Source organism: Kitasatospora sp. NPDC057198, assembly GCF_042670125.1.
In the GTDB taxonomy this organism is placed as follows: Bacteria; Actinomycetota; Actinomycetes; order Streptomycetales; family Streptomycetaceae; genus Kitasatospora.
The window spans coordinates 1-11,066 of sequence record NZ_JBHUWH010000255.1 but is presented as its reverse complement, the minus strand read 5'-3'; the positions used below and the strand labels follow the sequence as shown (position 1 = coordinate 11,066).

General features: G+C 75.2%; 10 protein-coding genes. 5 read left to right on the top strand and 5 right to left on the bottom strand.

The window, feature by feature from the left end; translation table 11 throughout:
- Nucleotides 1-68 precede the first annotated feature (68 nt).
- Nucleotides 69-1,706 carry a helix-turn-helix domain-containing protein gene (locus ACFUEL_RS25340; protein ID WP_380239058.1) on the bottom strand — a complete coding sequence of 546 codons (1,638 nt, stop codon included), beginning with the start codon at nt 1,704-1,706 and terminating at the stop codon, nt 69-71.
- A gap of 344 nt (nt 1,707-2,050) precedes the next feature.
- Here ACFUEL_RS25340 and aspS point away from each other — a divergent pair, with 344 nt between their 5' ends.
- Nucleotides 2,051-3,367, top strand: coding sequence for an aspartate--tRNA(Asn) ligase (aspS, locus tag ACFUEL_RS25335; protein ID WP_380239057.1), 1,317 nt, complete (start codon nt 2,051-2,053; stop codon nt 3,365-3,367).
- Nucleotides 3,368-3,373: 6 nt separating this feature from the next.
- Here aspS and ACFUEL_RS25330 read toward each other — a convergent pair whose 3' ends face one another.
- Nucleotides 3,374-3,871: a hypothetical protein gene (locus tag ACFUEL_RS25330; RefSeq protein ID WP_380239056.1), complete on the bottom strand. Its 498-nt coding sequence runs from the start codon at nt 3,869-3,871 to the stop codon at nt 3,374-3,376.
- 224 nt (nt 3,872-4,095) lie between these two features.
- Here ACFUEL_RS25330 and ACFUEL_RS25325 point away from each other — a divergent pair, with 224 nt between their 5' ends.
- The 3 genes from ACFUEL_RS25325 (at nt 4,096) to ACFUEL_RS25315 (ending at nt 6,874) form a co-directional block, all read left to right on the top strand.
- The gene (locus ACFUEL_RS25325) at nt 4,096-4,641 is read left to right on the top strand and encodes an FHA domain-containing protein (RefSeq protein WP_380239055.1); all 546 of its coding nucleotides are present in this window, start codon (nt 4,096-4,098) and stop codon (nt 4,639-4,641) included.
- An 85-nt stretch (nt 4,642-4,726) separates the two neighbouring features.
- Nucleotides 4,727-5,161, top strand: a complete 435-nt coding sequence (locus ACFUEL_RS25320; protein WP_380239054.1) for a MarR family winged helix-turn-helix transcriptional regulator — start codon at nt 4,727-4,729, stop codon at nt 5,159-5,161.
- Nucleotides 5,162-5,311: 150 nt separating this feature from the next.
- Nucleotides 5,312-6,874, top strand: a complete 1,563-nt coding sequence (locus ACFUEL_RS25315) for an MFS transporter (protein WP_380239053.1) — start codon at nt 5,312-5,314, stop codon at nt 6,872-6,874.
- A gap of 3 nt (nt 6,875-6,877) precedes the next feature.
- Here ACFUEL_RS25315 and ACFUEL_RS25310 read toward each other — a convergent pair whose 3' ends face one another.
- Nucleotides 6,878-7,288, bottom strand: coding sequence for a GNAT family N-acetyltransferase (locus tag ACFUEL_RS25310; protein ID WP_380239052.1), 411 nt, complete (start codon nt 7,286-7,288; stop codon nt 6,878-6,880).
- A 204-nt stretch (nt 7,289-7,492) separates the two neighbouring features.
- Between ACFUEL_RS25310 and thpR the strand changes: the two genes are divergently transcribed.
- Nucleotides 7,493-8,053, top strand: coding sequence for an RNA 2',3'-cyclic phosphodiesterase (gene thpR / locus ACFUEL_RS25305; RefSeq protein ID WP_380239051.1), 561 nt, complete (start codon nt 7,493-7,495; stop codon nt 8,051-8,053).
- Between the two features lie 202 nt (nt 8,054-8,255).
- Here thpR and ACFUEL_RS25300 read toward each other — a convergent pair whose 3' ends face one another.
- Both ACFUEL_RS25300 and ACFUEL_RS25295 read right to left on the bottom strand, forming a co-directional pair.
- On the bottom strand, nt 8,256-10,028 hold the full coding sequence (locus tag ACFUEL_RS25300) for a beta-galactosidase (protein WP_380239050.1): 1,773 nt from the start codon (nt 10,026-10,028) through the stop codon (nt 8,256-8,258).
- A gap of 199 nt (nt 10,029-10,227) precedes the next feature.
- Complete coding sequence (locus ACFUEL_RS25295) at nt 10,228-10,872, bottom strand: ScbR family autoregulator-binding transcription factor (RefSeq protein ID WP_380239049.1); 645 nt, start codon at nt 10,870-10,872, stop codon at nt 10,228-10,230.
- Nucleotides 10,873-11,066 lie beyond the last annotated feature (194 nt).

Here is an 11,066-nt window from a genome sequence, read left to right as displayed (position 1 = left end):
GGATCGACGGGCGGATCCGGTGCCCGCGCACCGCCGGTCGGCCCCGATCGGGCCCCGGTCGACTCCGGTCAGCCCCGGTCGGCCCGGTGCTCGCGCGCCAGCAGCTGGATCCGGGCGAGCAGCATGGCGTCGGCGCTGCCGGTGTCCAGGCCGAAGTTCTCGCGCAGCTTGGCGAGTTGGCTGTTGAAGGTGGTGCGGGGCATGCCGAGCGAGTCGGCGGCCGGGCCCTTCTGCTCGCCGTGGCGCAGGTAGGCGGAGAGCAGTTCCAGCGGGTGGCGGCCGTTCTGGGGCGCGGCCTCGGCGAGCCGGGCCACCGAGGTGCGCACCGGCAGCGGCAGCCCGTCCACCGTCTCGATGAACTGCCGCAGGGCGACCGCGTCGGCGACCTGCTCGACGGCGGCGCAGTCCGGGACGGCCCGCTCGCGGCGGAACAGCAGCCCGCCCAGGGCGAGTTCGGCGTCCCGGCGGGAGCGGGCGGCGTCGTCCAGCCGGGCCTGGACCGGGCCGAGGCCGACCGCCACCCGGACGCCCAGCCGGGCGGACAGGCCCTCGGACAGCCGGATGCCGTAGTCGGTGGTCTGGGCCCGCGCGTCGGCGGGGGCCTTCGCCAGGCCACCGAGCAGGACCAGGACGCCGCGATCGGCGGGCAGGACCAGGTAGTCGCTGCCGGGGCGGGGCCGGTGCAGGCGCACCTCCCGTTCCAGCCGGACGCGGAGGCCCTCGTCGACCGGGCCGGGCGTGCCGACGGCCAGGACGGCGCAGCGGGCGTCGGCGGGCAGGCCGCTGTGGCGGGCGAGCAGGGCGCCGGAGCCCGGACCGTCGAGCACCGCGCGGGCCGCGCCGAGCAGCAGGGCGTGCCGGGCGTCGTGGTGCGTGTGGTGGTGCAGCAGGTGGGGGACGGCGGTCCGGGCGGCGGCCGCCAGGACTTCGCGGGCGCCGTCCTCCAGCGGTCTGCCGGTGATCGCGGCCACCCAGATCGAGCCCAGGCGCATGCCGCCGGCCTGCACCGCGACGGCCATCCGCTCCGGCACCTCCCCCTCGGGCCGGCGGTGCTCGACCTGGTTCGAGGACCAGAGCTGCCTGAAGAAGCCGTCCTCGTCCATCGCCCGGCGCCGCTCCTCGGGGACGGCGCCGGTCAGCACCGTCCACAGCCGGATCCGGTCCACGTCGATGCTCTCGGCGTGGTGCGCGAGGACCCGGGAGCCGGGGTCCTCGATGGTCACCGCCCCGCCGACCGCGGCGGCGATCCGGCGGGCCAGGCCGCCGAGGTCGCCCACCGGCAGGTTGCCGTCGTCCTCGGCCGGGTTGTCCAGGGCGGCCCGCACGGTGGCGATCACCGTCGGCCAGTCCGCCCAGGGCCTGCGCAGCAGCAGGGCCGTCCCGGCCCGTTCCGCGACCTCCCCCAGCAGTTCCCGGCGCGCCCGGTCGGCCACTCCCCGCAGCACCACGGCCGCCACCCGCTCCGCGCCCGCGTCGCGCAGCAGGTCCTCGGCGGCCGCCGAGCGCGGGTCGGTCCCGACGGCGACCAGGACGGCCCCGGCCCGGTCCGCGGGCGGCGGGTCGAGCGGGTCGAGGACCAGCAGGAGCCGGACGGCCGCCGACGGCCGCGGCAGCGCCACCGGGTCGAGCAGCGTCCTGGTCAGGGCGAGCAGCCCGGTCAGGTCCTCTTCCCGCCGTGCCGACCTGTTCTCCGCATCCTCGCCCATCGGGCGGCCTCCCCGGAACGCACGAAAAACCGACGGGCGGTCAACTCTGCTCGGTGCCGCCGGAGTCGGGCCATCGTAAGGCCGCCGGCGGGGGCTGTCACGGCCGGTCACCGCCCGTCACGGCCCGGAGCGGGCAGGGGGTGGTTCGGGGGCGGGCCGGAGCGATCCGGGGCGGTCCGGGGGACGGACCGGGGGACGGACCGGGGACGGACCGGGGCGGGGCGGGAAAAACCGGAGGTGGGGGCGGGGACGGGCGGGATAGCGTGGGCGCGTCCTCGGGCGGCTGTCTACCGCTCTTCTCGTGGCGCGAACAACGCGTCCGCAACCCAGGGAGTTGCTTCGGCATGGTGCGTGTCCTCGTCGGTGAACTGGCGTCCGCGGTGGGCGGGACGGTCACGGTCAAGGGGTGGGTCAACACGCTGCGGCTGCAGAGCAAGGTGCAGTTCGTGGTGGTGCGGGACCACACCGGGATGGTGCAGGTCACGCACCGGCGCGGGGGAGGGGAGGACGCGCTCGGCGAGCTGCTGCGGGGGCTGACGGTGGAGTCGGCGGTGGTGGTGACCGGCCGGGTGGTGGCCAACCCGGTGGTGAAGCTGGGCGGGCTGGAGATCGTCCCGGAGCGGGTCGAGGTGGTGTCGGCGGCCGAGCCGGGGCTGCCGATCGGCGCGGAGACCGGCCCGGAGCAGCGGGCGAACTGGCGGTTCCTGGACGTCCGGCGCCCGGAGCGGCGGCTGGTGTTCGAGGTGCAGACCACGGTCGAGCGGGCGATGCGGGAGTTCGCCGCCGAGCAGGGCTGCACGGAGCTGCACACGCCGAAGCTGATGGGCACGGCCTCCGAGTCCGGCGCCGAGGTGTTCGAGGTCGGGTACTTCGACCGCAAGGCGTACCTGGCGCAGTCGCCGCAGTTCTACAAGCAGATGGCGGTCGCCGGCGGCATCGACCGGGTCTTCGAGATCGGCCCGGTGTTCCGCGCCGAGCCCTCCTTCACCTCCCGGCACGCGACCGAATTCACCGGGGTGGACGTCGAGTTGGCGTGGATCGACGGCGTGGAGGACGTGATGTCCTTCGAGGAGCGGATGCTGCGCCGGGTGCTGGAGCAGGTCGCCGAACGGCACGGCGAGGAGATCGAGCGGCACTGGGGCGTGCGGGTCGTGGTGCCCGAACTGCCCTTCCCCCGGCTGACGATGGCCGAGGCGGTGAAGCGGCTGCGGGCCGCCGGCTGGGACGCCGAGGGCGTCCGGGAGGACCTGGACCCGGAGGGCGAGCGGCTGCTCAGCGCGCTGGTGGCGGAGGAGACCGGGCACGAGTTCGTGTTCGTGACGGGCTTCCCCGCGTCCGTGCGGCCGTTCTACCACCTGCGGTCGGCCGGCGACCCGTCGGTCACCGACTCCTTCGACCTGCTGTGGAAGGGCGTGGAGATCACCACCGGCGCGCAGCGCGAGCACCGCCACGGCCGCCTGGTCGAGCAGGCCCGGGAGAAGGGCATGGACACCGGCCCCGAGGGCCCGCTCGGCCGGTACCTGGACTGCTTCCGGTACGGCATGCCGCCGCACGGCGGGTTCGGCCTCGGGCTGGCCCGGGTGCTGATGCTGGCCCTCGGGCTGCCCTCGATCCGGGACGCGGTGTTCCTCTTCCGCGGCCCGAACCGCCTCGAGCCGTAAGGGGGTTCAGGGCGCCCGGCGCCCGGTGCGGGTCGAACCGGGCGGCCACAGGACGTCCACCGGCAGCCCGGCGGCCCGGGCGGCGGCGACCATGTCGGCCGTCCCGCCCGGCCCGTTGCCCGGCCCGCCGTCCCAGACCGCGACCAGGCGGTCGGCGAGCAGCAGCAGGTGCTCGTTGGCGGCGACGTACGCGGCCGGGCCGAGTTCGGGCGCGGGCAGCGCCACCACCCGGTGCGCGGCGGCGCGCAGCCGGTCGAACGCGGCGCGCTCGGCGGCGGTGGCCCCCGGGCCGGGGTGGCCGGGGCCGGGCAGCACGGCGACCAGGCGTCCGCCGCGGGCCAGCACGGCGTCCGCGAACAGCGTGTCGGCGCCCGGCGCGAGGCAGGAGACCCCGGTCAACTCCGCTGCGGGGTAAGGGTCGAGGAGCGCGTCCAGGGCGGTGCGGACGGCGCGTGAGGTGGCCGGGGCGAGGTCCAGGTGCCCGGTCACGGCGATCACGGGCATGGCGGCGCTCCCCGGGCTGGTCGTCGGTGCTGGGCCAGATCCTTCCAGGACGGGGCGGCCCGGGGCGGTGCCTTCCGGGACGGGGCAGGGTGGGCCTTCCGGACTGTGCGGGGCGGGGTGGACGGGCCGGTGAAGGCCCGTGCCCCGCAGGGGAGTCGGGCCCCGCCCGGCCGTGGGCGGACGGTGTGCTGGACAGCGCGGACCGGCCGCCCGACAATCACGCTATGGCCGCTCAGGAGTTCAGCACCCAGCTCGCCCGCCCCTCGCAGGCGGAGCGGGACAGCGCGCTGGAGCTGCTGCGGGACGGGGTCGGCAGCGGCCGGCTCTCGCACGACACCTTCATCCGCCGGATGGAACTGGTGCTGACCGCCCGCAGCCGGGCGGAACTCGCCGAGGTGGTCGACGACCTGCGCACCTGCGGCCCGGTCTCCCGGGCGCTGCTGCGCGGCGTGGCCAGGCTCTCCGCGCTCCAGGTCCGGCTGCGGCAGACCTGGCACGCCGAGCAGTTGACCAGGCTGCGGCTGCCCGACCCGGGCGTCCGGCTGCTGCGGATCGGCCGGATGACCGGCTCCGACCTCCGGCTGGGCGACGCGACCGTCTCCCGGCACCACGCCGAGCTGCGCTTCGAGGGCGGCGACTGGGTGCTGTACGACCTGGGCTCCAGCAACGGCACCTTCGTCAACGACCGCCGGCTGGCCGGCGCCACCGTGGTCCGGGCCGGCGACCGGCTGCGCTTCGGCCGGCTGGGCTTCCACCTCAGCGCGGACTGACGCCTCCCCCGAACGCGCGGGTCCGCTTCGCGGGTGTGGTCGAAATCAATTTTCCTTAGTCTCGGTAATGACGTAGTCTAATGACATGCCCGAGATGTCCGAGGGCGACCTGCTGGCGGTAAGCCAGCTGCGGTCGTCCGCGATGCGCCTGGCCCGACGGTTGCGACACCAGCGGGTCGAGGAGTCGCTGAGCCCCACCGAGATGGGGGTGCTCGGCACGCTTGCCCGCTGCGGCAAGGCGACACCAGGTGAGCTGGCCCGCAAGGAGCACGTCCAGCCGCCGTCGATGACCAGGATCATCGCGATGCTGGAGGAGAAGGGCCTGGTGCGGCGCGAACCGCACCCGGAGGACCGCCGGCAGGTGGTGGTCAGCAGTACGGAGCAGGCCGAGGAGATCCTCAACGAGTCCCGCCGCCGGCGCAACGCCTGGCTGGCCGAGCTCGCCGAGGGCCTCGACGCGGACGAATGGGAACGGCTGAAGGCCGCCGCGCCCGTGCTCTACAAGCTGGCCAACATGTAGCCGGCCCGGTCCGGACCAGTCCGGCACCCGGCCCCGTCCAGCACCCGTCCCGGGCGAACGAAGGAGAACCGCATCACCGCAGCACCCACCAGCACCGCAGAACGCGCCGCGACCGGACGACCGGCCGCGGCGCGCCGAGGGGAGACCACCTTGACACCGCCGGCCGCCCGCGCCGCCGCGATCCGCACCGCGACCATCCGCACCGACCTCCGCACCGACCTCCGGCGCCTGACCACCCGCCCCGCGGGAGTGCGCCACGACGAACCGCTCACCGACGAAGCGGCCGCCACCGAGACCGCGCCCACCGGCGCCCCCGCCGCGCAGACCCGGGCACCCGCCCCCGCGGGCCTGCCGGGCAGCGGCGACGACGACCCCGAGCATCCCACCGCGGCGGAGACCCCCGCCGCTTCGCCGGGCCGGTTCAGCCGCCCGGGAGGGATGTTCTCGTCCCTGCGCATCCGCAACTACCGGTACTACTTCGCCGGACAGGTGGTCTCCAACACCGGCACCTGGATGCAGCGCATCGCCCAGGACTGGCTGGTGCTCAGCCTCACCGGCAGCCCGTTCGCGGTCGGCATCACCACAGCCATGCAGTTCCTGCCGATGCTGCTGCTCGGCCTGTGGGGCGGCGTCCTCGCCGACCGGCTGCCCAAGCGCCGCCTGCTGATCGCCACCCAGGGCGCGATGGGCCTGCTCGCCGCCGGCCTCGCCCTGCTCACCATCACCGGCACCGTCACGCCCGTCGCGGTCTACCTGTTCGCGCTGCTGCTCGGCCTGGTTACCGTGGTCGACAACCCGACCCGGCAGGCGTTCGTCAGCGAGATGGTCCCGGCCAAGGACCTCGCCAACGCGGTCAGCCTGAACGCCGCCAACTTCCAGACCGCCCGCCTGGTCGGCCCCGCCGTCGCCGGCGCGCTGATCGCCGCGGTCGGCAGCGGCTGGGCGTTCGCCGTCAACGCGCTCTCCTTCGTCGCGGTCATCGGCGGCCTGCTCGCCATGCGCAGCAGCGAACTGCGCCCCGTCGAGCGGATCACCCGCCGGCGCGGACAGCTCCGCGAGGGCCTGAGCTACGTCCGGGAACGCCCCGAACTGCTCTGGCCGATGGTGCTCGCCGGGTTCATCGGCACCTTCGGGTTCAACTTCCCGACCCTGCTCTCCGGCTTCGCGCACGACACCTTCCACGTCGGTGCGGGCGAGTACGGCCTGCTCAACACCGCCATGGCGGTCGGCTCGCTCACCGGCGCCCTGCTCGCCGCCCGCCGCGGCGCGCCCCGGCTGCGCCGCCTGGTGTTCGCCGCGCTCGCCTTCGGCACCCTGGAGGTGCTGGCCGCGTTCGCCCCCGGCTACTGGACCTTCGCCCTGCTGCTCACCCTGATCGGCGTCTTCGGCCTGACCTTCAACACCTCGGTCAACTCGGCCCTCCAGCTCGGCACCGACCCCGAGATGCGCGGCCGGGTGATGGGCCTGCTCGTCCTGGTCTTCACCGGCGGCACCCCGATCGGCGCCCCGCTGGTCGGCTGGATCACCGCCGAGTACGGCCCGCGCCTCGGCCTGCTCGCCTGCGGCCTGGTCTCCGCCGCCGCGGCCGGCGCGGTCGCGCTCGTCCTCGGCCGGATCAGCGGCCTGCGCCTGCACCTGGACCTGCACCCGGTGCGGACCCGCGGGCGGGTGTTCTCGGTGGTGCACAAGGACGACCTGGCGACCGCCTGCTGAACGCTAGGCCGTGCGCTGCTCCAGCAGTCGGCCGGGCCACGGGCCGGTCAGCCGGTCCTCGGTGAACGCGGCGGTACGGGTGAACCCGAGCCGCTCGTACTGGGCGACCAGCCGGCCGTCGCCGCCCGCGTAGCAGTCCACCCGCAGCAGGCCGATCCCCTGCGCGCGGGCCCGGCGGCGGGCCTCGGCGACCAGGGCCGCACCGACCCCCGCCCCGCGGTGGGCGGGGTCGGTGACCAGCCAGCGGACGAACAGCTCCGGCTCGCCCGCGGGCGGGAGGTGGTCGGGGGCGCGGTCGGCCAGCACGCAGATGCCCAGCGGGGCGGGGGCCGGCCCTCCGTCCGGCCTTCCGTCCGGTCCTGCGTCCGGTCCTTCGTCCGGCTCGGCGATCAGGACCAGGTTCTCCGCCGTCACCCGTGCCGCCCGCTCCGCCGCCCCCGGGCGCTGCGACTAGGGCACCGTCCCCCACTGTCCGGTGCGGCCCTCGGCGGCCAGCCGGGCGACCGCGCCGTCCAGCAGGTCCAGCAGCAGTGGGGCGGAGTCGGGTCCTCCGGTACGGATGTGCATGACCTTCTTTCTATCCGACCGGCGCGGCGGGGGGTGCGGCAGGATGGCGGGATGAGGCTCTTCGTCGCCGTGAACCCTCCGGCCTCCGCCAAGCAGGAACTCGCCGACGCCGTGGAGCCCCTGCGCGAACTCCCCGGCGCGGACCGGCTGCGCTGGACCGAACCCGCCGGGTGGCACCTCACCCTGGCCTTCCTCGGCGAGGTCCCGGCCGACGAGGTCCCGGCCCTGGAAGGAGCCCTGGCCCGCCTGGCCGGCGAACACCCCGCGCACCGGCTGCGGCTGGTCGGCGCCGGCACCTTCGGCGAACGGGCCCTCTGGGCGGGCGTCGAGGGCGAGACCGGCCCCCTGCGGGCCCTGGCGGCGGACGTCCAGCGGGCCCTGGACGTCGAGGACGGCGAACGCGGCTTCCAACCGCACCTGACCCTCGCCCGCTCCGGCACCACCCGGAGCCGGAAGCCGGACGGGCCGGGGCGGTTGAGGGCGATGGCCACCGCGATGCGGGGGTTCCGCGGGACGGAGTGGGCGGCCGGCCGGATCCAGCTGATGCGCAGCGAGACGGGCTACGGCCCGGCCCGCTACACGGTCCTGGAGGGCTGGCCGCTCGGTACTTGACTCGGAAGCGCGAAACCAGGGGCGCGGGGAACTGCGCGAAGCGGGAGGAGCACGCCAGCAAGATCGCGGGGTAGTGCAAGCTCTCGTCCTGCGTCGCGATCCGGCTGTGCGTGCTCGGTTGGCCGCGCAGTTCCCCGCGCCCCTGGTTTCGCCTTGGCGCAGCAGATCTCTCCGCGCCCCTGGTTTGACGTTTCCCGGGCGGTCAGCCGCCGATCTCCGGGGCTTCGCGGAGCTGGATGCGGGACGGGCCGGTGGGGCCGAGTTCCAGGAGGGTGAGGGTGTTGGGGCCGGGGTGCAGGAGGGGGTGGGGGCAGTAGAGGGTGCGTTGCGGGCCCCTCGCGTCGTAGCGGCCGAGGAGGAAGCCGTTGACCCAGAGGTAGCCGTGGTCGCCCTCGGGGACGGCGAGGAAGGTGTCGCCGGGAGCGTCGAGGTGGAGGGTGCCGCGGGCGAGGGTCTCGGGGGCGGGGGTGCCGGGGCCCCAGGCGGCGGGAGCGGGGAGCGGGTCGAAGGCGAGCGGTTCGGCCTGCCAGCCGTGCACGTACTGGCGTTCGTGGCGGACGCCGGTGATGCCCTTGGTCTCGCCGACCCGCGGGCCGTAGTTGACCCGGCCGAGGGACTCGACGAGCAGGCTGATCCGGGCGCCGCCGCCCGCGGTGACGGGTTCGGTGTCGGTGCCGCGCTCGAGTGCGGCCACGGGTTTGCCGTCCACCCGCAGGCCGGCCCGGTCGCGCAGTCCTTCGACGGTGAGCGGGAGTTCGGGGCTGAGCGCGGGGAGCGTCGCGGTGTAGCGGACCAGGCCGTGTTCCAGGCCGAGTTCCTCGAACAGCGGTGGTGCGGGGGAGTGGACGGCGGGCCCGAACGGCAGCTCGGCGTACTCGTCGAGGAGCACCTCGCACCCGGGCAGCACCGGTGCGGCAGGCGGGAGTTCGGCGGTGCGGTCGTCCAAGTAGCGGGCGAGGTCCGGGTGTTCGGCGGCGAACTCGGCGATGACCTGCCGGAAGGCTTCGAACTTGGCGGTGGGCAGGCCGCGTTCGTCGAGCGGGGCGTCGTAGTCGTAGGAGGTGGTGGTGGGCTGGTAGGGGGAGTGCGTCCAGTCGGTGGAGTTGAACGGCGGGTCGGCGTGGTTGGCGCCCGCGGTGGTGCCGAAGTTAGTGCCGCCGTGGGCCATGTAGAGGTTGACGGAGCCGCCGGCGGCGAGGATGCGGCGCAGGGTGTCGGCGGCGTCGGCGGCGTCCCGGGTGTGGTGGGGCCCGCCCCAGTGGTCGAACCAGCCGTTCCAGTACTCCATGCAGAACGGCGGGTCCTCGGGGCGGTGGCGGCGCAGCGCGGCGAAGGCGCCCTCGGGGTCGGAGCCGAAGTTGACGGTGGCCAGCACGCCGGGGACGGTGCCGGCCGCGAGCATGTGGTCCTCGGGGCCGTCGGAGGTGAACAGCGGAACGGTGACGCCGCGCTCGCGCAGGCCGCGGGCCAGGTGGGCGAGGTAGGCGGCGTCGCTGCCGAAGGCCCCGTACTCGTTCTCGACCTGCACCATCAGCACGGTGCCGCCGGGCCGGCCCCACTGGCGCTCGACCACCTGGGGCAGCAGGGCGTCGAAGAACGCGTCCACGGCGGCGAGGAAGTCCGGGTCGCTGGTGCGGGCCCGGCGGCCGAGCCGGGCGGTGAGCCAGCCGGGCAGGCCGCCGTTGTCCCACTCGGCGCAGATGTAGGGGCCGGGCCGGACGATCGTCCACAGGCCCTGGCGGCGCGCCTCGTCGAGGAAGGCGCCGAGTTCGTCGAGCCGGGTGTGCCGTCCGGGCGCGGGTTCGTGCAGGTTCCACGGCACGTACGTCTCCACCGTGTTCAGACCCATCGCGCGCGCCGCGGCCAGCCGGTCGGGCCACTGTTCGGGGCGGCTGCGGAAGTAGTGCACCGCACCGGACAGGATGCGCAGCGGTCGGCCGTCGAGGCGGAAGCCGTTCGAGTCGTAGGTGAGCATGCCCCTAGCCTGCCCAACGGTGCCGGGGTCAGCCCCGGAGGCGGGCGCGGCGGGTCGGGAGCGGGGCCGGCCGCCGGTCGGGGCGGGCGACCTGTGTGCGGGGCGGCGCGTTCGACCGATTACCCTCGGAGGGTGGACCCGAAGACTCGTATGCGGATCGTCACCGGCGCGTTCGTCCTGCTGCTGGTCGTGGTGATCATCAGCGCGATCGTGCGGAAGTAGCGGCGACGGCCTCCTCCGGCGGTGGCGGGGTGGTGCGCAGGCGGCTGAGCATGCCGGGGGCGGCGATGCCGGGCAGGAGCATGCGCCACAGGGCGGTGAGGCGTTCGGGCAGGTCGGCGCGGTCGGTGTAGACCTGGGACATCACCCGGACGCCGGTGAAGGCGGCGATGACGACGTCGGCGGCCTCGTCGGGGTCGAGGCCGGGCAGGGTCTCGCCGCGGTCGGCGGCTTCGACGAGCAGGGCGCGGACGACGGCGCGGGACTGCTCGTACGGGGTGACGGCGGGGCGGGTCAGCGAGGTCTGCTCGACGGCGAGGCGGACGGCGGCGCGCAGGACGGCGTCGGTGCGCAGGCGGTCGGCGAAGGCGAAGCCCAGGTCGATGACGGACTGCAGGCGGCTGGGGTGGTCGGGGACGGTCAGGCCGGTGCCGTGGGCGTCCAGGACGGCGAGCGCGATGGCTTCCTTGGACGGGAAGTGGTGGTAGAGCGCGCCCCTGGTCAGGCCGGTGCGGGCGAGGATCTCGTTGGTGCCGGCGGCGTCGTAGCCGCGCAGGTCGAAGACCTCGGCGGCGGCTTCCAGGATCGCCCGCCGCGAGCGGATGCCGCGTTCCTGCTTGGTCATTGCGGTCTCCTGGTGCGGTGTCGGGTGCTGCTCGGGATGCCGACCGGTCTGCATCCCCACCGAGGGGCCCGCGGGGCGCCGGAGCGCACTGCTCCGCTTCTCCGGCGGCGGAGGAACGTGATTTCCGTACCGATCCGTCGGTGCGCCGAGCGGCGGCGGCCCCGCGCGACGCGGGACGCCGAGGGGCCCCGGCC

What these genes read in the sequence shown, in the direction of transcription:
- ACFUEL_RS25330 (WP_380239056.1), bottom strand. Translation starts at nt 3,871, where the DNA reads ATGCCCGTGATCGCCGTGACCGGGCACCTGGACCTCGCCCCGGCCACC.
- ACFUEL_RS25325 (WP_380239055.1), top strand. Translation starts at nt 4,096, where the DNA reads ATGGCCGCTCAGGAGTTCAGCACCCAGCTCGCCCGCCCCTCGCAGGCG.
- aspS (WP_380239057.1), top strand. Translation starts at nt 2,051, where the DNA reads ATGGTGCGTGTCCTCGTCGGTGAACTGGCGTCCGCGGTGGGCGGGACG.
- ACFUEL_RS25300 (WP_380239050.1), bottom strand. Translation starts at nt 10,028, where the DNA reads ATGCTCACCTACGACTCGAACGGCTTCCGCCTCGACGGCCGACCGCTG.
- ACFUEL_RS25320 (WP_380239054.1), top strand. Translation starts at nt 4,727, where the DNA reads ATGCCCGAGATGTCCGAGGGCGACCTGCTGGCGGTAAGCCAGCTGCGG.
- ACFUEL_RS25340 (WP_380239058.1), bottom strand. Translation starts at nt 1,706, where the DNA reads ATGGGCGAGGATGCGGAGAACAGGTCGGCACGGCGGGAAGAGGACCTG.
- thpR (WP_380239051.1), top strand. Translation starts at nt 7,493, where the DNA reads ATGAGGCTCTTCGTCGCCGTGAACCCTCCGGCCTCCGCCAAGCAGGAA.
- ACFUEL_RS25295 (WP_380239049.1), bottom strand. Translation starts at nt 10,872, where the DNA reads ATGACCAAGCAGGAACGCGGCATCCGCTCGCGGCGGGCGATCCTGGAA.